We start from the raw sequence: 25,704 nt of genomic DNA, 5'->3' as shown, positions 1-25,704 counted from the left end.
AGCCCTGTGGACAGGACGGGCGAGCGCAATGTCAGACTAGGAGTAAATATGACCGTTATGTGGGATTGCTGGCCCGAGTTTCGGTGAGTGTCCCGTGGGCGTTGTCCACAGGCTGACGGCCCGTGGTGGCTGAAGTCGGGCAACACGGTCAGAATTTGGGCATGGGATACGGACGGGGCCTCACCCGACGGGTGCGGCCGGCGCGACCGAGGCGGCACCAGCCGCCGCGATGAGCGGGAGGCAGCGGTGAGGACAGCGACACTCGGGCCGGCGCAGCGCGTCGAGTCACTCGCATCAATGGCCGAGCGCGAGCTGGACGTGCTGGTGGTGGGCGCAGGCGTGGTCGGTGCGGGCACCGCCCTCGACGCCGCGACCAGAGGCCTGTCCACGGGACTGGTCGAGGCGCGTGACTGGGCGTCCGGCACCTCCAGCCGGTCCAGCAAGCTGATCCACGGCGGCCTGCGCTATCTGGAGATGCTCGACTTCGCGCTCGTCCGGGAGGCCCTGAAGGAGCGCGGCCTGCTGCTGGAGCGGCTCGCCCCGCACCTGGTGAAGCCCGTGCCGTTCCTGTACCCCTTGCAGCACAAGGGCTGGGAGCGCCTGTACGCCGGGTCGGGCGTCGCGATGTACGACGCCATGTCCATGGCCCGGGGTCATGGCCGTGGCCTGCCCATGCACCGCCACCTGACCCGCTCTCACGCCCTGCGCGTGGCGCCCTGCTTGAAGAAGGACGCGCTGGTCGGGGCGCTGCAGTACTACGACGCCCAGATGGACGACGCCCGGTACGTGGCGACCCTGGTGCGTACGGCGGTGGCGTACGGCGCGAAGGCCGCCAACCGCGCGAGGGTCACGGGCTTCCTGCGCGAGGGCGAGCGGGTCGTCGGCGCGAAGGTGCAGGACGTCGAGGCGGGCGGCGAGTACGAGATCCGCGCCAAGCAGGTCGTCAACGCGACCGGTGTGTGGACGGACGACACCCAGGCGATGGTCGGGGAGCGCGGCCGGTTCCACGTCCGGGCGTCCAAGGGCATCCACCTGGTCGTACCGCGCGACCGGATCCACTCCACGACCGGACTGATCCTGCGCACGGAGAAGTCCGTGCTGTTCGTCATCCCCTGGGGCCGGCACTGGATCGTCGGCACCACGGACACCGACTGGGACCTCGACAAGGCCCACCCGGCCGCGTCCAGCGCCGACATCGACTACCTGCTGGAACATGTGAACTCGGTCCTCGCGGTGCCGCTCACGAGGGACGACGTCCAGGGTGTGTACGCGGGCCTGCGGCCACTGCTCGCGGGCGAGTCGGACGCCACCAGCAAGCTGTCGCGCGAGCACACCGTGGCGCATCCGGTGCCCGGGCTCGTCGTCGTGGCGGGCGGCAAGTACACCACCTACCGGGTCATGGCCAAGGACGCGGTGGACGCGGCGGTGCACGGGCTCGACATGCGCGTCGCCGAGTGCGTCACCGAGGACGTGCCGCTGCTGGGCGCCGAGGGCTACCGGGCGCTGTGGAACGCCCGGGCGCGGATCGCCGCCCGGACCGGGCTGCATGTGGTGCGGGTGGAACACCTGCTGAACCGGTACGGGACGATGACCGAGGAACTCCTCGCGCTCATCGCCGAGGACCCGTCCCTGGGCGAGCCCCTGCCGGCGGCCGACGACTACCTGCGCGCCGAGATCGTGTACGCGGCCTCGCACGAGGGGGCGCGGCACCTGGACGACGTGCTGACCCGGCGGACCCGCATCTCCATCGAGACCTTCGACCGGGGCACGCGCAGCGCACGCGACGCCGCCGAGCTGATGGCGACGGTCCTCGGCTGGGACAAGGACCAGATAGAGCGCGAGGTGCAGCACTACGAGAAGCGGGTGGAGGCGGAGCGGGAGTCGCAGCGCCAGCCGGACGACCTGACGGCGGACGCGGCGCGGCTGGGGGCGCCGGACATCGTGCCGCTGTAGGCGGCTGCTTCCGCGAACCGGGCGGTGCTTTCGGCATCACTGCTTTCGACATCACCCGAACGAGTGTCGGGAGCCGGGATCTTCGTTCGGAACCCGGTCGTTCTACGAGGTGCGGGGGCAGAACTCGGCCGCGAGCACCGCGGGTTCGAGACCGGGGTCCGCGATCGCGTCCGTGTTCACGCGGAAGGTGAGGACACGTCGGCCGTCGACGGTGGCCGCGGTGCGCACGTAGCTGCCGGAGATGTGCCCGTTGTGCCCCCACACCGTGGTGCCGCACGGCAGTTTCTCGGGAAACAGGCCCATGCCGTACGCGCCGTGTGCGGCACGGGTGTCGAGCATCTCGCGCAGCCGGCGCGGGGGCAGCAGCCGGCCGCCGAGCAGGGCCGAGTAGAAGCGGTCGAGATCGGCGAGCGTGGTCACCAGCTCGCCCGCGGCGCCGGCCACCCGCGGGTCGAGATCGGTGACGTCGGTTCCGTCGGCGGCGTAGGCGCGGCCGTGCGGAGAAGGCAGCGAGGAGCGGGATCCGGGGAAGGAGGTGCCCGTCAGACGCAGGGGAGTGATGATGCGCCGCTCGGCCTCGGTGGCGTACGAGTGACCGGTGACCTGCTGCACGACCAGGCCGAGCAGGACGTAGTTGGTGTTCGAGTAGGAGAAGCGGCCGCGTGCGGCCGGGGGGTGGGTGAGTGCGATGCGTACGGCCTGACGGGGTGTGACGGGTGCGGTTCCGCCGGTGTCCCTCGTGTAGTCGTACAGGCCGCTGGTGTGGGTGAGCAGGGAGCGCAGGGTCAGCGCGCGGCCGTCGTTGCCCGCTCCCCGCACCAGGCCCGGCAGGTGCTGCTCCACGGTGTCGGACAGTGACAGCCGGTGCTCGGCGGCCAGTTGCAGCACGACCGTCGCGATGAACGTCTTCGTGACGCTGCCGCCGCGGAAGCGGTCCGACCGGGCGATTCCCTGCCCGGCATGGGCATAGCGGGTGGTGGTTCCCTCCTGGGCGAGCAGGGCCGCGGCGGGCGCTCCGCCCCGGGTCACCAGCAGGGGGAGCACCGCGTCCGTGGGCGGAGCGGAGAGAGCCGACGAGTCGGCCGGAGGCAGGCCGAGCAGGGCGACGGACACAGGCAGCGCCAGCAAGGTCCGAAAGGGCGGCACGCCGGCTCCTCCCTGGTCGGGGCGTCGGGGACCCATCATGCAAGGCTGCGCGCGCGGCGCCGCACCCGGGTTCCGGGCGGGTGGGCCGGCGAGGGCGTGTCGCCAGGGGGCCCCTGGGCGCTGGGCACTTGTCGGGTGAGAGACAATGGAGGCTCTGTCAGGGCGGGTTGTATGAGGGGACGCATGTCGGAGGCGGAGCGGGCGGGCACATCTCGTCAGGACACTCGTCAGGACAACAGGGAGCGTCTCCTCGCGGGGCGTTACCGGCTGGGCGAGGTGCTCGGCCGCGGGGGCATGGGCACGGTGTGGCGGGCCCAGGACGAAACCCTCGGGCGGACGGTCGCCGTCAAGGAGCTGCGGTTCCCGTCGAACATCGACGAGGAGGAGAAGCGGCGGCTGATCACGCGGACGCTGCGCGAGGCCAAGGCGATCGCGCGGATCCGCAACAACAGCGCCGTGACGGTCTTCGACGTGGTCCAGGAGGACGACCGGCCCTGGATCGTGATGGAGCTCGTCGAGGGCAAGTCGCTCGCCGAGGTCATCCGGGAGGACGGCCTCCTCGAGCCGAAGCGGGCCGCCGAGGTCGGGCTCGCCGTCCTGGACGTGCTGCGGTCCGCGCACCGCGAGGGCATCCTGCACCGCGACGTGAAGCCGTCCAACGTGCTCATCGCCGAGGACGGCCGGGTCGTGCTCACGGACTTCGGCATCGCCCAGGTCGAGGGCGACCCGTCCATCACCTCGACCGGCATGCTCGTCGGCGCGCCCTCCTACATCTCCCCGGAGCGGGCGCGCGGGCACAAGCCGGGCCCGGCGGCCGACCTGTGGTCGCTCGGCGGGCTGCTGTACGCGGCGGTGGAGGGCACGCCGCCGTACGACAAGGGGTCGGCCATAGCGACTCTCACGGCGGTGATGACCGAGCCGCTGGAGGAGCCGAAGAACGCCGGCCCGCTGAGGGACGTCATCCACGGACTGCTCACCAAGGACCCCGCCAAGCGGCTCGACGACGCGGGCGCCCGGGCGATGCTGAACTCGGTCATCCACGCGCCGGCGACGGCCGAGCCGGAGCCGATGGACGCGACGAAGGTCGTGCCGCTGCCGGCGCAGCCGGACAAGTCCTCGCGCAAGGGGAGTCCGGCGGGTTCCGGGGGCAAGCGGAGCGAGGAGGCCGGGGAGCGGTTGCGCGGAGCGCTGCGTTCCGTGCGCAAGGCCGCCGTGGGAACGGCCGGGGCGTCGGCCGCGTCCCGGACCGGGTCCGAGGGCGGTACGACCGCTTCCGGACCGGCAGGCGGGAAGGCCGGGGCCGGGGACGCGGGTGCGTCCGTGCCGGAGTCCGGTTCGGCGTCGGAGTCGGCCTCGGGGGCGACTGGCGGTGCCGGTGCGCAGGGGGCGAAGGCCGAGCCCGGGGGCCGGAGTTCGGGGTGGCCCGTCATGCAGCGGCCGGACCTGCCGCCGCGGCCCGCGCCCAGGGCGCCGCTCACCGACGTGGTGCCGCGGCGGACCATGATGATCATCGCGGCGGTCGTGGTGCTCGCCGTGATCGGCACGGTACTCGCCATCGCGCTCAGCGGAGACGACAAGGACCCGAAGGGGGCCGCCGGCGAGAGCGGCGGCAAGACCGTCGCCTCCGCGTCGAGCAGCGCGGACACCAAGGGCGACAAGAGCGACGGCACGCGCACCGACAGCACGGCGACGCAGCCCGCGCCGTCGGGGCCCGCCTCGAACAGCACGCCCAGCGGCCGCGCGAGCGAGTCTTCCGGTGGCGGCAAGGGCACCGCCGCGGAGTCGACGCACCAGGGCAGCCAGGGATACTCGATCGGACTGCCGAAGGGGTGGAAGTACCAGTCCACGGGTGCCGCGGGCGACCGGTTCACCGGGCCCGACGGGCAGAAGCTGCTCATCGCCTGGACGTCCACGCCCAAGGGTGACCCGGTGGCGGACTGGAAGAGCCAGGAGCGCTACATGCAGCGCGCGCAGTACAAGAAGATCCGAATAGAGCAGGTGGACTACCGCGGCTGGAACACGGCCGACTGGGAGTTCACCTACGTGGAGAGTGGCACCAAGTACCGGACCATCGACCGGGGTTTCGTCGTCGACGACCGGCAGGGCTACGCGCTGATGTACACGGCGAAAGCGGCCGGCTGGGGCGGTGAACTGCGCAAGCAGACCTGGCGGACGCTGACCAAGACCTTCGAACCCAAGTCCTGAGCATGAGCGGCCCCGGGTTTGGGGAGTGAGATCTGGCATCCCCGCATGCGGGTTGCCTGCGGCACGTATCGTAAATGTTTGCGGACCGTACGCAGCCGGAACGGACCGTGGGGCGAACGGATGTGACCGACCAGGCTGCCGGGGGAGGCATCGTGGACGACTATGCGGGACGGGTGCTCGCCGACCGCTACCGCCTGCCGCTGCCGCCGTCCGACGAGTACGAACTGACCGAGTCCCGGGCCTTCGACACCTACAGCGGACAGGAAGTCCTGGCCAGGGCAGTGCCGTTGCCGGAGGTGGTCGAGGCGGAGGTCCTCGACGCCGAGGGGCTGCCCGACGGCTTCACGGCACGTGACGGTGGCTCGCGCAGGCCCGGCGCCCGTCCGGGCACCCGGCGGCCCACGGATCCGGTGGTACGGCGCGCGGTCGAGGCCGCGCAGGCCGCGGCGGCCATTCCCGACCATCCCCGTCTCGACCAGGTCTTCGACGTGTTCGCCGAGGGCGGTTCGCTGTGGATCGTCAGCGAGCTGGTGGCCGCGCGTCCCCTGGCGGCGCTGCTCGCCGAGAAGCCGCTGACGCCGTACCGGGCGGCCGAGGTGGCCTCCGACGTCCTCATGGCGCTGCGGGTGCTGCACGCGCACGGCTGGGTGCACCGGAACATCACCGCGCGCACGGTCCTCGTCTGCGACGACGGCCGGGTGATGCTGACCGGGCTGGCGGTGGGTGCGGCAGAGGAGGCGCTGTGCGGGTACGACCCCGTGCCGGCTCCGGCCTTCGACGAGCCCGGCCACGAGACCGGTGGCGCCGGGATGGTCAATGGCGCGGGCGGTGCCGGTGGCCCGGGAGGCGTCGGTGGCGCGGGTGATCCCGAGGCCGCGCGACGGGCCGCCATAGAGGCCCGGGAGGCCCGGGGGCTGCCGGCAACCGGAGTCGACACGGGCAGTGGGGGCTCACCCGTGCCGGCCCGCAGGAGCGCGGAGGACAGCGAGGACCCGCGGGCCGCACGAGCCGGGGCGATCGCCGCCTACCGGGCGGGTGCCCGGGCCGCGGCCCGGGTCCAGGAGACGCAGCAGAACGGCCGGGCGGCACTGCCCGGTGCCCGGCCCGCCCCGGACGGCGGACCCGGGCCCCACGCCAACGGCTCGGCGCAGTCGCCGTACGTCCCCGGGCAGAGCACCGGGCCCGGGGCGGTCCCGCCAGGGCAGATAGCCGACCCCTACGGCGTGGGCGGCGCCCCCCGGACGACCGCCTGGCACGGCGCAACACCCCGCGGCGCAACCGGCAACGCGCCCTTGCCGCAGGGACAGGAGCAGACGGCTCTCCCCCCGGCCCCGGACCCCGCTGCCCCCGGCGAGCCCACGCGGTGGGACGACCTGGTCGCCCACACCCCCGCACCCCGGCGCGGCCCGGCCACGGCGCTGGCCGCCGAGCGGGCGCGGCAGGCCCGGATGGCCGTGGTGGGTCCCGTGACGGAGCGCTGGGCGCCCGAGCAGGCCGGACCCGTGCACGAGAACTGGCAGTTGGCCGCGCCGATCGGTCCCGCCACCGACCTGTGGGCGCTCGGCGCGCTGCTCTTCAGGGCCGTACAGGGGCATGCGCCCTATCCGGAGGAGTCGACGGCCGAGCTGGTGCAGATGGTGTGCGCGGAACCGCCCGCGTACGCCGAGGAGTGCGGGCCGCTCAGGCCGGTCGTGGAGTCGCTGCTGCGTCAGGACCCGACCGAGCGCCTCGACTTCGAGGAACTGCGCGGCTGGCTGCGCTCGCTCGTGCGCTCGGCGCCCGAGCCGGAGGCCGGTGTGCACGTCGTCGCTGCGCCGCCCGCCGACGCGAGCCGGCTGCCCGTCGTACGGCGCCGGGGCGAGCTCGTGCGCAGGCGGCGGGCCGGGCTGCCCGCGCACCACGGGCGGCACAAGCGGGCCAGGAAGGAGTCCCGGTCGCCGCACCGCCTCGGCCGCACCCTGCTCCTCCTCGTCCTGCTCGTGATGGCCGCGGCGATCGCCTACGCCATGCTCTTCATGCCCAAGTCGCAGACCGACGGCGCGCAGGGCACGGACCGCACCGGAGCCGCCGGTGAGGCCGGCCAGGCGCCCGAGCCGGAGGCCAGCGGCGAGCCCCGGCCCGACCGGGCGTCGCCCGAGCCGGAGAAGAGCCCGTCGACGTCGGCCGGTTCCACTCAGACGCAGACCACCGGCCCCGAGGTCGCCGACGGCTTCACCCTGCGCAAGGACTCGGCGGGCTTCCAGGTCGCCGTCGCCAAGGGCTGGGACCGCACCTCGCGGGCCAGCGGTCAGGTGGTCTACGCGAAGGGCGACTTCGAGCTCATCGTCGTACCGGGCCGGGACAGCGCGTCCGAGTACGGCGGCGATCCGATGGTCTACCAGCGGGAGAAGGAGCGTGAGTTGCAGCCGTACCGCGACTCCAGCTGGGCCACCTCCACGGGGCTGAAGACGATCGAGGTGGGCGGGCGGACCATGGCCGAGGGGCAGTTCACCTGGACCGGCGACGACGGGGGCGAGCTGTATGTGCGCAATCTCGCGATGCTGGTCGGCGGGCGGTACCACGTGGTCCAGGTGCGCGGCCCGGAGTCCGAACGGGACGAGGTGACGCGGCTGTACGAGCAGGCGGCGGCGACGTACAAGGCGACGAAATGATCTTCTGACCCGACTGCCGTGCGCTGGAGTTCACCTCACGGTTCCCTCTTGTCTCAGGCGCCACAACCGTCACAGTGCGGTCACCGTGGTACCCCGCTTGTTCCCTGGGGAAGGGCGGGTCCTTACGCTGACCCTGTCAAGACCATTGCGGGGCAACGTGAATCAGATGCAGGGCCTGCTCGTCGCGGGCCGCTACCGGCTTGCCGACTCCATCGGCAGTGGCGGTATGGGCCGGGTATGGCGGGCACATGACGAGGTGCTGCACCGGTCCGTCGCCATCAAGGAGCTGACGGCCGCGCTCTACGTCTCCGAGAGCGAGCAGGCCATCCTGCTGGCGCGCACCCGGGCCGAGGCCAGGGCCGCCGCGCGGATCAACCACTCGGCAGTCGTCACCGTGCACGACGTGCTGGAGCACGACGGCCGCCCGTGGATCGTGATGGAGCTGGTCGAGGGCCGCTCCCTGGCCGACGCGGTCAAGGAGGAGGGGCGCGTCGAGCCGCGCGAGGCGGCGCGCATCGGCATGTGGGTGCTGCGGGCCCTGCGCGCCGCGCACACCGCCGGCGTCCTGCACCGCGACGTCAAGCCGGGCAACGTCCTCCTCGCCCGGGACGGGCGGGTCCTGCTCACCGACTTCGGCATCGCCCAGATCGAGGGCGACACCACCATCACCCGGACCGGAGAGGTCGTCGGCTCGGTCGACTACCTGGCGCCCGAGCGCGTGCGCGGCCACGACCCCGGCCCGTCCTCCGACCTGTGGGCGCTCGGCGCGACGCTCTACACGGCGGTGGAGGGCCGCTCGCCGTTCCGCCGCACCACACCGCTCACCACCATGCAGGCGGTGGTCGAGGAGGAGGCCGCCGAGCTTCGGCACGCGGACGCGCTCACGCCCGTCATCACCGCCCTGCTGCGCAAGGATCCCGCCACCCGGCCCGACGCGTCCGAGGCCGAGCAGATGCTCGCCGAGGCGGCGGAGGGCCGGCGGCCGAGCGGGGCGCAGGCGTATGTGCCGACGCAGTACGGCGGATCGTCGCCGTACCGGGACGCGCACAGCGGCACGAATCCGTCCGGCACGCATCCGTCCGGCACGGGCACGGTCGGTACCGGCTCCGGATCGCACACCCGGACGCCGCTCCCGCCGCTGGCCGGGACACCGGCCGGCGCCACCACGGCCGGCACTCCCGCAGCCGGGGCCTTCGCCACCGGGCACGGGACTCCCGATCCCACCATGATCGGCCCGATGGCGACGGGGCAGCAGCCGACCGGCTCGGGCCGGCGCCGCCGGCTTCGTACCCTCGCCCTCGTCGTCGCTCTCGCGGCCATCATCGGCGGAGGCACCGCGGTGGTGCTCCAGCAGTGGAACGAGAGCCGGCAGACGTCGGGCAGCGCATCCGGCTCCTCCCGTACCACGAGCACGGAGCAGCCCGGGGGCTCGGTTCCCGCCGGCTGGACCCGCCGCGACGACCCCGCGGGTTTCAGCCTCTACCTGCCCAAGGGCTGGAAGCGCCAGACCTTCGGCCCGCAGGGCGAGCTCAAGCAGATCGACTACACGCCCGACGGCGGCCGGCACTTCGTCCGGATCGCCGTCGACACCTCCCCGGACTTCGCCGACCCGTACGCCCACCAGCTCGACCTGGAGCAGCAGTTGCAGCGGCTGGTCGACTACAAGCGAGTGAAGCTGGAACGCAACGTCTACCGCGACCGGGACGGCGCGCTGTGGGAGTACACCTGGACCGCGCAGCCGAAGGACACCAAGTTCCCCGGTCCGCGCAGGGCCATCGAGGAGACGTACGTCGCCCGTGACGGCACCGAGTACGCGCTCTACATGTCGGCGCCCGCGCAGGACTGGGCGAAGGCGCGCAAGCAGTTCACGTCGCTGCTGCAGGGCTGGCACGAGAAGACCCCCTGACGCAGGGCCGTGTGTTTCGGCCACCCGGGGGCCGTTGCCCCGGAGCCCGCCCCTCCGGTGGGGCATGATTGCCGCATGGGGACCGAGGGGCACAACATGCGTGTCATCGCGGGCCGGTACCGGCTCGAGGCGAGGCTCGGGCGCGGTGGCATGGGCGTGGTCTGGCGGGCGACCGACCAGCTGCTCGGCCGGGGCGTGGCCGTCAAGGAGCTCCCCTTCGACGAGACGCTCTCCGCGGCGGAAGCGCGCCGGCAGCGGGACCGTACGCTGCGCGAGGCGCGGGCGGTCGCCCAGCTGAGCCATCCGCACATCATCGTCGTCCACGACGTCGTCGAGGACGACGAACGCCCGTACATCGTCATGGAGCTGATCGAGGGCGGTTCGCTCGCCGACCGGCTCGCGACCGAAGGCCCGGTCGAGGCCGCCGAGGCCGCACGGATCGGCATCGCCCTGCTCGGCGCGCTGCGCGCCGCGCACGCGGCCGGGGTTCTGCACCGCGACCTCAAGCCCGACAACGTGCTGCTGGAGGCCGGTACCGACCGGGTCGTCCTCACCGACTTCGGCATCGCCCAGGTCGCGGGCGCCCCCACGCTCACCGAGAACGGGTCCTTCGTCGGCTCGCCCGAGTACACCGCGCCCGAGCGGATGTCCGGAGTCAGGACCGGGCCCGAATCCGACCTGTGGTCGCTGGGCGCGCTGCTGTGCGCGGCCCTCAGCGGCGAGTCGCCGTTCCATCGCGACTCGCTGGGCGGCGTCCTGCACGCGGTCGTCGTCGGCGACATTCGTCCGCCCGCGCAGGCCGGGCCGCTCCTGCCCGTCGTACAGGGCCTGCTGGAACGCGATCCGGACCGGCGGCTGGATGCGGACCGGGCGGAGCGGATGCTGCGGGTGTTCCGCGAGACGGGCAGCACGCCGCAGGCTCCGCCGCCCGGGTACGCGCCGATGGTGCGGGGTGCCCCGCACGGACGGCCGCAGGACAGCGCCGATCGGCAACCGCCGATGCCGCCGACGGACCTGCCCGGCCCGGACCGGCGGCACGAGCAGTTGCTCCGGCAGCCCACGCGCCGGGTGCTCGTGGCCGCGCTGCTGGTCGCCGCGATGGCCGGGGCGGGTGTGTCGGCGGCGGCGCTGCTCATGGACGAGGGCGGCGGGGACGGCGGCCGTACGCCGAAGAGTTCGGCGCCCAAGACGCCTTCGGCCGGACCCTCCTCCCGCGGCACGGGCGCTCCGAGCACCCCGGCGGCCACCGGCGCCACCACCACCGCGGCCGTCTCCCCCTCGCCCTGACGCGGTGTGCGGCGGTGTGCTGCTCCAGGACCCTCCGCCACGGCCTCACGTCGACAAGCGGCCGCCCCGCGGGGTACTGATGGGGCATGAGCAACGACGGGGGCGGGACGGGCGCCCAAGGCCGGTCGGTCGGCGGGCGGTACCGGCTGATCGAGCGCATCGGCTCCGGCGGGATGGGCACCGTCTGGCGGGCCTACGACGAGCTCGTGCAGCGGGAAGTCGCCGTCAAGCAGCCCCGGTTGCCGGGCGGTCCGGACGACCCGGAGGACGAGAGCCGTCGGCGTGCGGCCCACCGGCTCTACCGCGAGGCCCGCGCCGCCGCCCGCGTCGACCATCCCGCCGCCGTCACCATCCACGACGTGGTCGTCGAGCCGGAGCGGCAGCGGCAGGCACCCGCCGGGCGGATCGACCGCCCCGGCCGGCTCGGACGCGACGGGCTGGACGCGGTCGACGCGGTGCTCGACGGACACCCCTGGATCGTCATGGAGTTGGTGCCGGGCGAGTCCCTGCACGAGGTGCTCCGGCGCGGCCCCGTGGAGGCGCGCGAAGCCGCCCGGATCGGCCTCGCCGTCCTCGGTGCCCTGCGTGCCGCGCACTCCGTCGGCATCGTGCACCGGGACGTGAAACCGGCCAATGTGCTGCTCGGCCCGCATCGGCGCGTCGTCCTCACCGACTTCGGCATCGCCCATGTGCAGGGCGAGGAATCGCTCACGGCGGGTGGCGAGTTCGTCGGCTCGCTGGAGTTCGTCGCGCCCGAGCGGATGTCCGGCCGCATCGCCGGGCCCGCCTCCGACCTGTGGTCCCTGGGCGTACTGCTGTATGCGGCCGTCGAAGGGGCGTCCCCGTTCCGCCGGGGCACGCCGGAGGCCACCATCGCCGCGATCCTCGCCGCCGAGCCGCCCGAACCGAAGCAGGCCGGACCGCTCGGAGAGCTGATCGCACGACTGCTGGTGCAGGAACCCGAACAGCGGCCGGACGCCGATGAGGTCGCGAAGGCGCTGGAGGCGGCGGCCGGGCAGTGGCCGGCGGCGGAGGAGATACCGAAGGAGTCTCAGCAGGCCGCGGACATACGGAAGTCCCCGAACGTACGGGATTCCGCGGCGGAGGACCCCAACACGCTCCGGCTCGCAGACCCCACGGCCGCACCGCCGGAGGAACCCCGCCCCGGCCCCGTGACGCGGAACGACTCCGCAACGCAGCACGACCCTGTACCGCCGAAGCGCCAGAGCCTTCTCCGCCCCGGCCCCCTCGCCCTGATGAGCGCCCTCCTCGCCGGCGGCATAGGCGTCGCCACCCACCTCGGCGACACCAGCAGCGCGGAGACCGCCGAAGCGATGGAGACCTGGACCCCGCACCGCGATCCGGACCTGGCGGCCGTACTCCATCTCCCGAGCCACTACCGCGAACTCGACCGGACCGGCAGCGCGACCGACCAGCCCCGCACGGTGCTCTACGGCGACGAACAGGGCGGCACCGTCCAGGTCCGCCTCCTCCTCTGGGACCGGGCCTCGGGCTCCCCGATGGACCAGGTCCGGGACGTACCGGTCGTTCGGGGGGACACGCAGTACACCCGTACCAGCGTCCAGGGCTACGAGGCCGCCCTCGCCGACACCACCTACAACCTGGACGAGGACCCCAGGCGGGTGATGCGAGTGGTGATCCGCACCGACGACGACCGCATGTACGAACTGCGCGTCGACATGCCCAAGGGCACGCCCGAGGAGAAGGAGGGCACCTCGGTGTTCAAGGGCGCCCGGGACCGGCTCGGGATCGTAAAAGGCTGAATCACACCAACTGGTCACCGCACAACGCCCTGATCAGGGCGTTCGTTGCCAGCAGCCACTGGCGCCTTGTGTGCAGTCGGTGAAGCCGTATTACCGACGGGTACCCAAAGGCTCCGCCGGGGCATACCCTGCGCCTCATGACGGACGCGCACGCCCCGGAGAAGACCGGCACGGCACACACCGGCACGAACCCCCTCGCCCCCGCCCCGGAGGGCGCCCGCACCGCCGCCGACGTGGTCACCCCCGAGCTGGTCGCCCAGCTCACCAAGGGCGTGGCCGGCTCCGGCCGGACCGCCAACCACACGCCGTTCACCGGCGAGAAGCTGGCCGACCTGCCCGAGTCGACGCCCGAGGACGTGGCGAAGGCCTTCGAACTGGCCCGCGCCGCCCAGGCCGTGTGGGCGCAGACCCCGGTACGGCAGCGCGCCGCCGTCCTGCTGCGCTTCCACGACCTGGTGCTGGAGCGCCAGGCCGAGGTGCTCGACCTGATCCAGCTGGAGACCGGCAAGGCCCGGCTGCACGCCCACGAGGAGGTCCAGGCCGTCGCGGTCGCCGCCCGGCACTACGGCCGCAAGGCCCCCGCCTACCTCCGCCCGAAGCGGCACGCCGGCGCCATGCCGACCCTCACCAAGGTCACCGAACTGCGCCACCCGCGCGGCGTCGTCGGCCAGATCGCGCCCTGGAACTACCCGCTGGAACTGTCGGTCGGCGACGCGCTCCCCGCCTTCGTCGCGGGCAACGCGGTCGTCATGAAGCCTGACACCGAGACCTGCCTGACCGCCCTGTGGGCCCGTGACCTGCTCATCGAGGCCGGTCTGCCCGCCGACGTCTTCCAGGTCGTCCTCGGTGACGGCCCGGTCGTCGGCCCGGAGGTCGTCCGGCACGCCGACTACGTCTCCTTCACCGGCTCCACCCGCACCGGCCGCGAGGTCGCCCAGGGCGCCGCCGCCCGGCTGGTCGGCGTCTCCCTCGAACTCGGCGGCAAGAACGCCATGCTGGTGCTGGAGGACGCCGACATCGAGAAGGCCGCGGCCGGTGCCGTCCGCGCCTGCTTCTCCTCGGCGGGCCAGCTGTGCATCTCCATCGAGCGGCTCTACGTCCACGAGTCGATCGCGGACGCCTTCCTGGAGCGCTTCGCCGCCCGCACGAAGGCCATCCGCCTCGGCACGTCCCTGGCGTACGGCGCCGACATGGGCTCCCTGGTCGGCGAACGCCAGCTGGAGACCGTCACCCGGCACGTGGAGGAGGCGGTCGCCAAGGGTGCGAAGGTCGTCGCGGGCGGTGTGGCGCGACCGGACATCGGCCCGTACTTCTTCGAGCCCACGATCCTCGACGGGGTCGGCACGGACATGTCCGTCTGCACGGAGGAGACCTTCGGCCCGGTCGTCTCGGTCTACCGCTTCACGGACGAGGACGAGGTGATCGAGCGCGCCAACGCCACGGCGTACGGCCTGAACTCCTCGGTCTGGACGAAGAACGGCCGCCGCGGCCAGGAGGTCGCGGCCCGCCTGCGCACCGGCACGGTCAACATCAACGAGGGCTACGCCCCCGCCTACGGCAGCGTCCAGTCGCCCATGGGTGGCATGAAGGACTCCGGCCTCGGCCGCCGCCACGGCGCCGAGGGCATCCTCAAGTACACCGAGGCCCAGACGGTCGCCCACCAGCGCGTGCTCCCCATGGCCCCCTCACTGGGCATGGACGACGAGAAGTACGCCCAGTTCATGAGCAGGAGCCTCCGCCTGATGAAGGCGTTCCGGTTCCGCTAGAGCCAGACCACACCCGTTCTCGACGAGGAGAGCCCGTGCCCCAGGACACCTACGACTACGACGTCATCGTCGTCGGCTCCGGCTTCGGCGGCTCGGTGACCGCCCTGCGCCTCACGGAGAAGGGGTATCGCGTAGGCGTCCTGGAGGCCGGCCGCCGCTTCACCCGCGAGACCCTGCCCAAGAACTCCTGGGACCTCAAGAACTACCTCTGGGCGCCGAAACTCGGCATGTACGGCATCCAGCGCATCCACCTGCTGGGCAACGTCATGGTCCTGGCGGGAGCGGGCGTGGGCGGCGGCTCCCTCAACTACGCCAACACCCTCTACGTCCCGCCCGAGCCGTTCTTCGAGGACCCCCAGTGGCGGGACATCACGGACTGGCAGGAGGAGCTGAAGCCGTACTACGACCAGGCCCGCCGCATGCTCGGCGTACGGCTCAACCCGACCATGACCCCGTCCGACGTGCACCTGAAGGCCGCCGCGGAGCGCATGGGCTGCGGCGACTCCTTCCACCTCGCCCCGGTCGGCGTCTTCTTCGGCGACGGCGAGGACGCCGACGGCACGGCGAAGGCGAAGCCGGGCCAGGAGGTGCCCGACCCGTACTTCGGCGGAGCGGGCCCGGCCCGCAGGGCCTGCGCGGAGTGCGGCGAGTGCATGACCGGCTGCCGGCACGGCGCGAAGAACACCCTCAACGAGAACTACCTGTACCTCGCCGAGAAGGCCGGCGCGGTCGTGCACCCCCTGACGACGGTCGTCTCGGTCACCGACGACTCGCGCGGCGGGTACGCGGTCGCCACTCTGCCCACCGACGACCGCCGCAAGGCCGGGGGCCGGACCTACAGGGCCCGCCAGGTCGTCCTCGCCGCCGGCACGTACGGCACCCAGACGCTGCTGCACCGCATGAAGGCCGGCGGACAGCTGCCGCACCTATCGGACAGGTTGGGCGGGCTGACCCGCACCAACTCGGAGGCCCTGGTCGGCGCCCAGACCGACGACCGGCGCTACCGCAAGGCGCACGGCGCGCCGAAGGCCGACTTCACGCGGGGCGTGGCCATCACGTCCTCGATCCACCCGGACGAGAACACCCACATCGAGCCCGTCCGCTACGGCAAGGGCTCCAACTCGATGGGCAGCCTGTCGATCCTCCAGGTCCCGTACGCCGGGAGCGGCTCGGGCACCTCACGGGTCCTGGGCTTCCTCGCCCACGCGGCGAAACACCCCTTGCTGGTGCTGCGCTCCCTGTCCAACCGCCGCTGGTCGGAGCGGACCATCATCGGCCTGGTGATGCAGTCGCTGGACAACTCCCTGACGACGTACCTCAAACCGTCGGGTGTCGGCCGCGGCCTGCTCACCGCCCGGCAGGGCCACGGCGCGCCCAACCCGAAGCAGATCAAGGCGGCCACGGAGAGCGCGTCGGCCCTGGCCGCCGAGATCAACGGCTTCGCCGGCTCGAACGTCGGCGAACTGATGGGCACCCCGCTCACGGCCCACTTCCTGGGCGGCTGCCCGATCGGCGACTCCCGCGAGACCGGCGTGATCGACCCGTACCACCGCCTCTACGGCCACCCCGGCATCTCGGTGGTCGACGGCGCCGCGGTCTCCGCCAACCTGGGCGTCAACCCGTCCCTCACCATCACCGCCCAGGCCGAGCGGGCGATGTCCTTCTGGCCCAACAAGGGCGAGCCCGACCCGCGACCGCGGCAGGGCGCGGCCTACGAGCGCCTTCAGCCGGTCGAGCCCAAGTCTCCGGCGGTCCCGGCGGAGGCGTTCGGCGCGCTGCGGCTGCCGTTCCTCGGCCTGCCGGCCATGCCGCCGAAGAGCTGACCGGCAACGGACAGCAGAAGAGGGACCTGCGCCCCCTCCGAGCGCAGGTCCCTCTTCTGCTTGTGCAACGGCCTGTCGGCCGCTGTGGCTTACGCCTGGACGCCGGCCTTGCGGCGACGCACGACGAAGATCGCGCCGGCACCGGCGACGACCGCGGCACCGCCGACGAGGCTGATCATCGGCAGGGCGGAGCTGGAGCCGGTCTCGGCGAGGCTGCCGGTGACCTCCGGCGTGTTGCCGCTCGGCTTCTCGTCGGTGACCGGCGCCTTGCCGCCTTCAGTCGGCTTGGTGCCACCGGTGTCCGTACCGGCCGAAACGATCTGGAACTTGTACGACACATCGCCGAAGCCGGTGCACTCGGCGTCGTTGTCACCGTAGATCGTCGCGCCCAGCGAGAAGCCGGCGCCGACGGGGGCGGACGGCTTGACGTTGAGGCGCAGCGGGATGTTGACCTGGTAGTCGGGCTTCAGCTCGTCGGTGTAACCGACGTAACCGACCGCGTAGCCGCCCTCGTTGAGGTCGACCCAGATCTTGTCCTGGGGGTCCCAGGCCTGGAGCTGGACCTGCTTGCTGGAGAACAGCTCCTCGCCGTTCTTGTCGGGGGAGGCCCCGGCGAAGAAGTCGAGGTCGTTGAGCGTGGAGTCGGAGTTGTTGAGCACGTTCAGCGAGAACTTGTGCCAGCCGCTGCCCGCGGCGATCTTGCCGGGCAGACCGGAGATGCTGACGTCGACCTTGGTGTCCTCGCACACCGAGGGCTCGGGGTCGGGGGACTCCGACTCCTCGGGCTCGGAGGTGGACGGCGCCGGGGTGGCGGAGTCGCTCGCGGACGTGCTCGGTGCGGGCGGTGTCTGGGTGGCGGACTCGCTCGCGGACGTGCTCGGTGCGGGCGGTGTCTGGGTGGCGGACTCGCTCGCGGACGTGCTCGGCGCGGGCGGCGTCTCGGTGGCCGACTCGCTCGCGGACGTGCTCGGGCTGGGCGACGTTTCGTCGGTCGCGTACGCGGCCGGTGCCGCGAGCAGTGCGACCGGGGCTATGACCGCCGTAGCGGCCGCTGCTGCCATGGCGCGGCGAAGCTTCATGAAGACCTCGGAGAGTCCGGGCGTACCGCAGGGTGCGGTACGAACGTTGGGGGAGGCCTCCGCGTGTGGGGCGCGGGAGTGCCCTTGGTTCGGCAGGTTTGATCCGTGAAGCCTGTGAATGGTTGTGCTGGCATTCACAGAACTTTTATGTGGGCTGAGTCACACTCAAGACCTTCTTGTGAAGCCGCCGCCCACCCGCTTAGATCTTGACTTCGTGCCTGAAAAGCCGTCCGACGATGAGCCGTCGGCCTCGGAGCTCCCCGACGACGCCTGGGAGCAGTTCCTCCGCGACGCCGAGCGGAACAGTCAGTCCTCCGTCCCGAAGGAGCCGTCCGCACGGGCGCGCATGGTGACCGAGCGCCTGCGCCAGCAGGAAGCCCGGGGCGAGTCGCCTCCCGGGTGGCGGACGGGCCCGGCCTGGCAGGAGATGAACGGCCGGGCGGCGCGGCGCCGCAAGCTGTGGGCCGTCCTCGGCGTGCCCCTCGCCGTCGCAGTGGCGTTGGTGGCGCTGAAACCGTCGCTGCTGCCCGGCGACCCCTTCGGCACGGACGAGTCACCGGCCGCGGCCTCACCGCTGCCCGACGAGACCGCGGCCCCCAGTGCCGCGCCCGGGGCGTCGGACCCCGAGACCCCCACCCTGGACAAGCCGTTCGCCGGCTCCCCGGCGCTGCGCTGGGCCGACGGCGAGGCCGGCATCGTGCTGCCCGAGGCCGAAGCCGTCGGTCCGGTCCCCAAGGACCGTGTGGAGCAGGCGCTGAAGCTGACGAAGAAGCTGCTGGTGGGCGCCAACCTCGACCCGAAGGCGGTGCGCGGCGCCCGCCCCGAGGCCGCGCTCTCCGTACTGGACCCCAAGCAGCCGGGCGTCCTCGACGGCCTCGGCACCGCCCTGCGCTCCCCGAGCAGGAAGCACGACCCGGTGACGCTGTTCAGCCGGTTCGACCCCGACGAGGTGCGTCCGGTCGGCGACGTGATCAAGACCCGCGGCCGCATGACGTTCAAGAAGGGAACGCAGGGGGGCGTGGCCGTGCGCGCCGACTACACCTTCGTCTACCCCGTCGTACGGGCCGACGGTCCCACCGAGGTCACCCGCACCATCGTGCGCCGGGTGCTCGACGTCGAACTCGCCGACCCCGCGCGATACCAGGTCACCCAGGGCCGGCTGCTGCTCATGGAGTACGACCAGGAGATCGGCAACTCCTCCTGCGACGTCCACGACGGCTATCTGCACCCGGAGTTCCCGTCGAGCGGGCCCACGGGCGCTGAGCCGAGCGGCCCGACGACGGATCCGTACGACCGGAGCAAGGACATCGACCACGACCAGGACGAGTGCGGGACGGTGTCGCGCACCTGACCGCCCCTCGGGACGGCCGGCGACGCAGAGCGAAGGGCCCCGCGGGGTGGAGCCGCGGGGCCCTTCTTCTCGTCAGCACCGACGTCAGGGCAGCGCCGGTGCTTTGGGAGCGGCGCCGGGGGGTTGCGCCGCTGGTCTGTACCTCTGGCAAGGGGGCAATGCGGATGCCGACGAGGGGACTTGGGCTGTCTACGCATCGTGCTGGATGAACGCGGCGCCCGCAACCGTTCGATCCGGTCTTGTGCATTTTTGCAAGGTCCGCCGGTCGGCTCCGGGCGTCCCCGGAGCCGACCGTTCTCTTGGGTGACCGGGCTGCTGTCCCCTGCCGTCCGGTCACTTCCCTGGAGCGAGGTCCCACGACGCACGGCACGATCCGTACGTCTCATCGCTCCAGTGAGCCACGCGTGGTTCTCTCGGGCCCGCCCCTGGCTGGCACGGACACCGGGACAACGAAGCGGCTCGCGGGACGGTCACGCGCCGTACGGGTGAGAAGGGGGCGCACGTCTGTCCTGGGAACGGGGATTCAGATCCTGCCCCGGCACAGCTCCAGCAGGGTCATCGCGAGGGCCGTGCCCGGCTTGCCCAGCGCCTCCCGGTAGTGGCCGAGGACCTCCATCTCACGGGAGAGGTTCACGCGCCGGCCGCCGGAGGAGATCCGGGCCTCCTGGATGACGGCGGAGACGGCCGCCCGTTCCTGGATCAGGCCGATGATCCGGTCGTCCAGCGCGTCGATGCGTTCACGCGCGCCGGTGATCACGCCGACGGCCTCGGGGGTGCGGGCGCCGGTCACGTCGGTGGCGTTCATGGGGGCTCCTTGTCGTCAAGGGGTGCCCCGGAGCGGCAAGGCCCGGACGACGGCAGACGCCCCGGGCCTTGTCGGCCCGGGGCGCCTGGGAAGTCGCTTGTCAGTTGCTCAAGCAGCACGACCATGGCAGCCGGCGGGCCGGGTGCCATAGGTAAAGACGAACGTCTGGTGCTGGAGCATGGGGCCAGTATGCCCCGCTCCCCGGGGGCGTCCAACCCGGTTCGCATCCTGAGACGGCCCCGGCTCCCGGCGCCCGGACGACGCCCCCCGGCACCCCGGTAGAATCGGGTGGCACAAGACCCCCGCCCCACCGCCGGAAGGCACCCTGTGTCATCAGCGACTCCCGCTGCCAGCGCCGCCGACACCGTCCTGGTCGTCGACTTCGGCGCGCAGTACGCCCAGCTCATCGCCCGTCGTGTCCGCGAGGCGCGGGTCTACAGCGAGATCGTGCCGAGCACCATGCCGGTCGCCGAGATGCTCGCCAAGAACCCCGCGGCGATCATCCTCTCCGGCGGCCCCTCGTCGGTCTACGAGGAAGGCGCCCCGCGCCTGGACCGCGCGCTCTTCGAGGCCGGCGTCCCCGTCTTCGGCATGTGCTACGGCTTCCAGCTGATGGCGCAGACCCTCGGCGGCACCGTCGACAACACCGGAGCCCGCGAGTACGGCCGCACCGACCTGCACGTCTCCAAGTCGTCCTCCACCCTCTTCGAGGGCACCCCCGCCGAGCAGGCCGTCTGGATGTCGCACGGCGACGCCTGCTCCGCCGCCCCCGAGGGCTTCTCCGTCACGGCCTCCACGGACGTCGTGCCGGTCGCCGCGTTCGAGAACGACGAGAAGAAGCTGTACGGAGTCCAGTACCACCCCGAGGTGATGCACTCCACGCACGGGCAGCAGGTGCTGGAGCACTTCCTGTACCGGGGCGCGGGCCTGACCCCGTCCTGGACCACGGGCAGCGTGATCGAGGAGCAGGTCGCCGCGATCCGTGAGCAGGTCGGCGACAAGCGCGCCATCTGCGGGCTGTCCGGCGGCGTGGACTCCGCGGTCGCCGCGGCCCTCGTCCAGAAGGCCATCGGCTCCCAGCTGACCTGCGTGTACGTCGACCACGGCCTGATGCGCAAGGGCGAGACCGAGCAGGTCGAGAAGGACTTCGTGGCCGCGACCGGCGTGCAGCTGAAGGTCGTGGACGCCGAGGAGCGGTTCCTCAAGGCGCTCGCCGGGGTCTCCGACCCCGAGGAGAAGCGGAAGATCATCGGCCGCGAGTTCATCCGGGTCTTCGAGCAGGCCCAGGCCGAGATCATCGCGGACGAGGGCCCGGCGGTGGAGTTCCTCGTGCAGGGCACCCTCTACCCCGACGTGGTCGAGTCCGGCGGCGGCACCGGCACCGCCAACATCAAGTCCCACCACAACGTGGGCGGCCTCCCCGAGGACCTCGAGTTCCAGCTGATCGAGCCGCTGCGCAAGCTCTTCAAGGACGAGGTCCGCATGGTCGGCCAGGAGCTCGGCCTGCCGGACGAGATCGTCCAGCGCCAGCCCTTCCCCGGCCCCGGCCTCGGCATCCGGATCGTCGGCGAGGTCACCAAGGACCGCCTGGACCTGCTGCGCGAGGCCGACGCCATCGCCCGCGAGGAGCTCACGGCGGCCGGCCTCGACCGGGACATCTGGCAGTGCCCGGTGGTCCTGCTCGCGGACGTCCGCAGCGTCGGCGTCCAGGGCGACGGCCGGACGTACGGCCACCCGATCGTCCTGCGGCCCGTCTCCTCCGAGGACGCGATGACCGCCGACTGGTCGCGCCTGCCGTACGACGTCCTGGCCCGGATCTCCACGCGCATCACCAACGAGGTCAAGGACGTCAACCGGGTCGTCCTCGACGTCACCTCGAAGCCGCCGGGGACGATCGAGTGGGAGTGACCCCTACGTGCGCTTGATCGTGCGCAGGGGCTCGCCGGGCGTCCAGATCTGGACGACGAGGTACTTGTCGTCCTCGACGTAGGTCCGCACGACCTCCGTGAGCTCGGTGCGGAAGAGGTGGAACGGCTCCGGCGGTTCCACCTCTTCGACGTACCGCGCCTTCGTCTCCACGTCGTCGACCTCGATCGCCCGCCCGCTGATCCGCACGTCGCCGCCGCCCATGCCCGTGCCCTCCCCGGGGTTCGCCTGGAGCGCGAAGCGCGGGTCGCGGCGCAGGTCGAGCGCCTTGAGCGAGTCCGGCATCATGCCGAGCCACAGCTCGCCGTTCAGGAACCGCACCTCCAGGCCGCTGGTGCGGGGCGAGCCGTCCTTCCGGAGGGTGGCGAGGACGTGGTGGGTGTAGGCGCCGAAGCGCTTCTCGACGGTGCCGGCCAGATCCGGTTCGGCGGTGGCGAATGCCGCCCAGTTCGCTGTCATACGGAGAGTCTGGCGCCGAAACCCGACATCCTCTGTCGGCTATTCGTGGGGTGGGGGAGACCGGGGGCGAACGGGGTGCGCACGGGTGCTCGCCGGCGCTCACGGGTACTCGTGGGCGCTCATGGGGCGCTCGCCGGGTCGCTCGTCTCATCTTCACCAAACGGTTCTGTTCTTTCCTGCCCGACCGGCGGTAGCTTCCGCCCCGTACGTAGAACCAGCGCTGGAGGACCTATGCACGGGCCCACCCCGCCCCTGCCGCTGCCCACCGACCGGCTGCGGTTCGCGATGCCGCCCATGCACGAGTCGGTCGAGGACGAGCGCCGGCACCGCAAGGAACGGCTCGCGGGCGCACTGCGGATCTTCGGGCGGCTCGGCTACGAGGACGGCGTGTCCGGGCACATCACCGCCCGCGACCCCGAGTACACCGACTGCTTCTGGGTCAACCCGTTCGGGATGCCCTTCCGGCACGTCACCGTGAGTGACCTGGTGCTCGCCAACCAGGACGGCCAGGTCGTCGAGGGCGGTTACCACGTCAACCAGGCCGCCTTCACCGTGCACGCCCAGGTCCACGCCGCCCGCCCCGACGTGGTCGCCGTCGCCCACTGCCACTCGGTGCACGGCCGGGCGCTCGCCGCCCTCGGCGAGCTGCTGGAACCGATCACCCAGGAGAGCTGCGCCTTCTACGAGGATCACGCCCTCTACGACGCCTACACCGGCGTCGCCGTCGACGCCGAGGAGGGGCGGCGCATCGCGGCCGCGCTCGGCTCCCGCAAGGCGCTCGTGCTGCGCAACCACGGGCTGCTGACCGTCGGCGACTCGGTGGACGCCGCCGCCTGGTGGTTCGTGTCGATGGAACGGTCCTGCCAGGTGCAGCTGACGGCGCAGGCCGCCGGGCGGCCGGTCCGCATCGACCACCGGATGGCGGTCGCGACACGGGAACAGCTGGGAGGCGACCTGGTGGCGTGGATCAACTACCAGCCGATGTGGCAGGAGGTCAGCCGGAGCGAGCCGGATCTGCTGAGCTGAGCGGCCGCCGTCAGAAGCCGCGGAGCACCACGGCCTTCGTCCTGGCGAACTCCTCGTCGGTGAGCACACCGTCCCGGTGCAGCTCGCCCAACTCGCGCAGGCGGCGCAGCAGTACGTCGTGGTGGTCGGCCGCGGGCGGTACGGCGGGGGCCGTGCGGGGGCCGTGCGCGCCGGCCTGGTGGTTCCCGGCCGCGGTGCGGGTGGACGGGTGCGGCAGCCGGGCGGTGACCGCCGTCGCGACCAGCGCGGTCAGCAGGTCGCGGCGCACGCTGCCCCACAGGTCCAGGGCGTACGGGTCCTTCTCCGGTGGCAGTTTCGAGAACACCGTCTCGCGGGTCACGAAACGCAGAAAGCCGTCCTCGTGGCCGGAGTTCGGCAGCCACTCGACCCGCACCAGGTCGCCCAGGTCGATGATGCGTGGGCCGGTGGCGCGTTTGACCCGCTCGGAGGTGTCGGCCCAGTCGATCCGTACCCGGGTCCCGTCGAAGGAGACCGTCCCGTCGGACGAGCGCACCGACACCGGAACCGGCGGGCCGGGCAGCAGGTAGGCCTTGGCCGGTTCCTTCGGGACCTGGTCGAGAAGCAGCGCGCGGCGGATCTCCTCGGCGACGTACTCGGCGACCCCCGTCCGGTCGACCTCCACTGCCAGCCGGTACGGATCGGCCGCGTCCGGCAGCCGCCCTCCGGTCGCCTGGAGCAGCGGGTCGGCGCCCTCCCGCAGCCGCAACCGGAGCCGTCCGCGCCTGCGTTCCGGTTCGAGGACGACACCCGAGACCGCCTCCAGCGGCACGGAGATCTCACCGTACGTCTGCCGGAACAGCGGCACGGAGCGGTGCAGACCGGGCGTGATCCGCACCGTACTGCCGTCGAAGGCCCAGGTCCCGTCACGCTGGATGATCTCGGCCATAAGGGAATTCTCGCAGCCTGGTCAACATGGCACGCCGAACTTCACCCGTGTTGACCAGACGGGGCGGACGCGGACCAGGTCGTGAAGGGATAATCCGCTGTCGTCGCACGGGAGTTGTACAGCGGTGTTTCCGGGGTCCGGAAGGCCGACGGTGGTTGGGTCGCGGGAAGGCGGGCGTCGGGCGTGACGGTGCGCGAGGCGGGACAGGGCGGTGCGGACGCGGGTCCGTATGCGGACGCGGGTGCGTATGCGGGGCGGTACACCGGTGGAGCCGCGGGGGCGTATGCCGGTGGGTACGCGGGCGGACGCGGCGCCGTGCAGGGGAGTGCGCCCGGAGGTATGGACGGCGGTGGCCACGGTGGTGTGCACAACGGTGGGCACGGAGGGGGGTGCGCCTGCGGGGACTGCCCGCACGGGGCGCGTGAGGGGCACCGGAGGGCCGTCGCCGCGTTTCTGCGCAGGCGCGACGAGTTCGCGGCCGGGCACGGGCTGCCCGCCGCGGTGGCCCACTCCGCCTCGGCTTCCCGCCAGTGGGTCTCGGAGGAACTGGCGCAGTCCGCGGAACTCGTCGCCGAGCGCGGCCGGGCCGAGGGCCAGGCCTGGCTGGCCGGCCTGTGGCGCCGCACGGCGGGTGTCGTGTGGGCGGCCGTCGTGCTGTTGCTCCTCGGCCAGTCCCTCACCGCGGTCGGCGCCGGCTGGACTTCGGCGCGCACGGCCGGGCTGGCCGCCGCGCTGGTGGTCGCCGGGGCGCTGACGGCGGCGTCGTGGTTCCACCGGGCGAAGGGCGGTGCGCTGGCGCCCGTCATCGGTGAGGACAACCGGCTGTCCACCTCCCGTACGGTCGCCGCCGTGTGGGTGCTGTTCGTGGCCTACTCGGTGCTCGTGCTGGCCGGGCGGCTGGCGGGCGCCTCCCGGCACACCGACCGGGACGCGCTGCTCTCCGGGCTGGAACTCGCCCGCGGGGCGGGGATGGTGACCGTGCTCGCGGTGGTGTGCGGGATCGCCGTGCTCGTGCGGCGGGTGGTCGGTCTTCGGGTGCTGGGGCAGCGGCTCCAGAAGGTACCCGCCGACCGGCCGCGAGCCGCCGACCTGCTGACCGACGACGCGGGCCGGGGCACCTTCGCCGACATCCAGTACGTCGTGATCAGCGCCGTCGCCCTGGTCTTCGCCGCGGTACGGCTGGCCCGGCGGCCTGACCAGTTGCCGGATCTGCCGTGGGGGCTGGCGGTGGTGGTCCTGGTGTCGGCGGCGACGTACCTGGCCGGCAAGTACGCGGAGGGCGGCCGGCCGGTCATCCTCTCCGTCGTGCGGTCACGGGAGGCGGGTGACCTGGACGGGCCGATCCGCACGGGCGACGACATCGAGATCCGGGGCGCCGGGTTCGTGCCGCCGGGTGCGCAGGGGCCGGACCGGCTGGCCCGGATGGTCGTCCGCGTCGGTGCCGTGCACGTGCACGTGCCGTTGGTGCCGGTGCCCGGGGGTTTCGACAACCCGACGAACACGCTGCTGACCGTGCCGGTACCGGCGGATGTCGAGCCGGGGCGGGTGGAGGTGCAGGTGGTCACGGCGGCGGGCGTGGAGACGAACCGGTATGCGGTCGACGTGACGGAATGACGGCTGCGCCTGCGCG

At 72.5% G+C, this 25,704-nt stretch carries 17 protein-coding genes; 12 read left to right on the top strand and 5 right to left on the bottom strand.

Features of this window, described 5'->3' with window-relative positions; genetic code table 11:
• Positions 1-246 precede the first annotated feature (246 nt).
• Positions 247-1,953, top strand: a complete 1,707-nt coding sequence (locus tag MQE23_RS17575) for a glycerol-3-phosphate dehydrogenase/oxidase (RefSeq protein WP_037672834.1) — start codon at positions 247-249, stop codon at positions 1,951-1,953.
• Positions 1,954-2,055: 102 nt separating this feature from the next.
• Here MQE23_RS17575 and MQE23_RS17570 read toward each other — a convergent pair whose 3' ends face one another.
• The gene (locus MQE23_RS17570) at positions 2,056-3,099 is read right to left on the bottom strand and encodes a serine hydrolase domain-containing protein (RefSeq protein WP_243379580.1); all 1,044 of its coding nucleotides are present in this window, start codon (positions 3,097-3,099) and stop codon (positions 2,056-2,058) included.
• A 183-nt stretch (positions 3,100-3,282) separates the two neighbouring features.
• Between MQE23_RS17570 and MQE23_RS17565 the strand changes: the two genes are divergently transcribed.
• From MQE23_RS17565 to MQE23_RS17535, 7 genes are all read left to right on the top strand, one after another.
• Positions 3,283-5,304, top strand: coding sequence for a serine/threonine-protein kinase (locus MQE23_RS17565; RefSeq protein ID WP_243379579.1), 2,022 nt, complete (start codon positions 3,283-3,285; stop codon positions 5,302-5,304).
• 152 nt (positions 5,305-5,456) lie between these two features.
• Positions 5,457-7,955: a protein kinase gene (locus MQE23_RS17560; protein ID WP_243379578.1), complete on the top strand. Its 2,499-nt coding sequence runs from the start codon at positions 5,457-5,459 to the stop codon at positions 7,953-7,955.
• Positions 7,956-8,121: 166 nt separating this feature from the next.
• A complete protein-coding gene (locus MQE23_RS17555) occupies positions 8,122-9,861 on the top strand; it encodes a serine/threonine-protein kinase (RefSeq protein ID WP_020271984.1) in 1,740 nt (579 codons plus the stop codon).
• 75 nt (positions 9,862-9,936) lie between these two features.
• Positions 9,937-11,148, top strand: a complete 1,212-nt coding sequence (locus MQE23_RS17550; RefSeq protein WP_243379577.1) for a serine/threonine-protein kinase — start codon at positions 9,937-9,939, stop codon at positions 11,146-11,148.
• Positions 11,149-11,234: 86 nt separating this feature from the next.
• Positions 11,235-12,932: a serine/threonine-protein kinase gene (locus MQE23_RS17545; RefSeq protein ID WP_243379576.1), complete on the top strand. Its 1,698-nt coding sequence runs from the start codon at positions 11,235-11,237 to the stop codon at positions 12,930-12,932.
• A 137-nt stretch (positions 12,933-13,069) separates the two neighbouring features.
• Positions 13,070-14,698, top strand: coding sequence for a succinic semialdehyde dehydrogenase (locus tag MQE23_RS17540; RefSeq protein ID WP_243379575.1), 1,629 nt, complete (start codon positions 13,070-13,072; stop codon positions 14,696-14,698).
• A gap of 35 nt (positions 14,699-14,733) precedes the next feature.
• On the top strand, positions 14,734-16,521 hold the full coding sequence (locus tag MQE23_RS17535) for a GMC family oxidoreductase (protein ID WP_020271981.1): 1,788 nt from the start codon (positions 14,734-14,736) through the stop codon (positions 16,519-16,521).
• An 89-nt stretch (positions 16,522-16,610) separates the two neighbouring features.
• On the opposite strand, the gene MQE23_RS17530 is transcribed toward MQE23_RS17535, so the two are convergent.
• Positions 16,611-17,600, bottom strand: a complete 990-nt coding sequence (locus tag MQE23_RS17530) for an LAETG motif-containing sortase-dependent surface protein (RefSeq protein WP_243379574.1) — start codon at positions 17,598-17,600, stop codon at positions 16,611-16,613.
• A 214-nt stretch (positions 17,601-17,814) separates the two neighbouring features.
• On the opposite strand from MQE23_RS17530, the gene MQE23_RS17525 reads away from it, so the two are divergent.
• Complete coding sequence (locus MQE23_RS17525; RefSeq protein WP_243379573.1) at positions 17,815-18,951, top strand: hypothetical protein; 1,137 nt, start codon at positions 17,815-17,817, stop codon at positions 18,949-18,951.
• 523 nt (positions 18,952-19,474) lie between these two features.
• Here MQE23_RS17525 and MQE23_RS17520 read toward each other — a convergent pair.
• Positions 19,475-19,756 (bottom strand): chorismate mutase, encoded by a 282-nt coding sequence (locus tag MQE23_RS17520; protein ID WP_243379572.1) that lies wholly within the window; start codon positions 19,754-19,756, stop codon positions 19,475-19,477.
• Between the two features lie 327 nt (positions 19,757-20,083).
• On the opposite strand from MQE23_RS17520, the gene guaA reads away from it, so the two are divergent.
• Complete coding sequence (gene guaA / locus MQE23_RS17515) at positions 20,084-21,664, top strand: glutamine-hydrolyzing GMP synthase (protein ID WP_243379571.1); 1,581 nt, start codon at positions 20,084-20,086, stop codon at positions 21,662-21,664.
• Positions 21,665-21,667: 3 nt separating this feature from the next.
• On the opposite strand, the gene MQE23_RS17510 is transcribed toward guaA, so the two are convergent.
• Entirely contained in the window at positions 21,668-22,141 is a 474-nt protein-coding gene (locus tag MQE23_RS17510; RefSeq protein ID WP_243379570.1) for a pyridoxamine 5'-phosphate oxidase family protein, read from the bottom strand.
• A gap of 231 nt (positions 22,142-22,372) precedes the next feature.
• Here MQE23_RS17510 and MQE23_RS17505 point away from each other — a divergent pair, with 231 nt between their 5' ends.
• Entirely contained in the window at positions 22,373-23,167 is a 795-nt protein-coding gene (locus MQE23_RS17505; protein ID WP_243379569.1) for a class II aldolase/adducin family protein, read from the top strand.
• Between the two features lie 10 nt (positions 23,168-23,177).
• On the opposite strand, the gene MQE23_RS17500 is transcribed toward MQE23_RS17505, so the two are convergent.
• On the bottom strand, positions 23,178-24,074 hold the full coding sequence (locus MQE23_RS17500; RefSeq protein ID WP_020271974.1) for a DUF4429 domain-containing protein: 897 nt from the start codon (positions 24,072-24,074) through the stop codon (positions 23,178-23,180).
• A 339-nt stretch (positions 24,075-24,413) separates the two neighbouring features.
• On the opposite strand from MQE23_RS17500, the gene MQE23_RS17495 reads away from it, so the two are divergent.
• Positions 24,414-25,688: a hypothetical protein gene (locus MQE23_RS17495; RefSeq protein ID WP_243382668.1), complete on the top strand. Its 1,275-nt coding sequence runs from the start codon at positions 24,414-24,416 to the stop codon at positions 25,686-25,688.
• The last annotated feature ends 16 nt before the right edge of the window (positions 25,689-25,704 follow it).

The sequence above is a fragment of the Streptomyces sp. HP-A2021 genome (genome assembly GCF_022807935.1).
GTDB lineage: Bacteria > Actinomycetota > Actinomycetes > Streptomycetales > Streptomycetaceae > Streptomyces > Streptomyces afghaniensis.
This window is presented reverse-complemented; position numbering and strand designations above follow the sequence as displayed.

What these genes read in the sequence shown, in the direction of transcription:
- MQE23_RS17540 (WP_243379575.1), top strand. Translation starts at nt 13,070, where the DNA reads ATGACGGACGCGCACGCCCCGGAGAAGACCGGCACGGCACACACCGGC.
- MQE23_RS17500 (WP_020271974.1), bottom strand. Translation starts at nt 24,074, where the DNA reads ATGGCCGAGATCATCCAGCGTGACGGGACCTGGGCCTTCGACGGCAGT.
- MQE23_RS17550 (WP_243379577.1), top strand. Translation starts at nt 9,937, where the DNA reads ATGGGGACCGAGGGGCACAACATGCGTGTCATCGCGGGCCGGTACCGG.
- MQE23_RS17530 (WP_243379574.1), bottom strand. Translation starts at nt 17,600, where the DNA reads ATGAAGCTTCGCCGCGCCATGGCAGCAGCGGCCGCTACGGCGGTCATA.
- MQE23_RS17565 (WP_243379579.1), top strand. Translation starts at nt 3,283, where the DNA reads ATGTCGGAGGCGGAGCGGGCGGGCACATCTCGTCAGGACACTCGTCAG.
- MQE23_RS17555 (WP_020271984.1), top strand. Translation starts at nt 8,122, where the DNA reads ATGCAGGGCCTGCTCGTCGCGGGCCGCTACCGGCTTGCCGACTCCATC.
- MQE23_RS17505 (WP_243379569.1), top strand. Translation starts at nt 22,373, where the DNA reads ATGCACGGGCCCACCCCGCCCCTGCCGCTGCCCACCGACCGGCTGCGG.
- MQE23_RS17545 (WP_243379576.1), top strand. Translation starts at nt 11,235, where the DNA reads ATGAGCAACGACGGGGGCGGGACGGGCGCCCAAGGCCGGTCGGTCGGC.
- MQE23_RS17495 (WP_243382668.1), top strand. Translation starts at nt 24,414, where the DNA reads ATGGACGGCGGTGGCCACGGTGGTGTGCACAACGGTGGGCACGGAGGG.
- MQE23_RS17510 (WP_243379570.1), bottom strand. Translation starts at nt 22,141, where the DNA reads ATGACAGCGAACTGGGCGGCATTCGCCACCGCCGAACCGGATCTGGCC.
- MQE23_RS17520 (WP_243379572.1), bottom strand. Translation starts at nt 19,756, where the DNA reads ATGAACGCCACCGACGTGACCGGCGCCCGCACCCCCGAGGCCGTCGGC.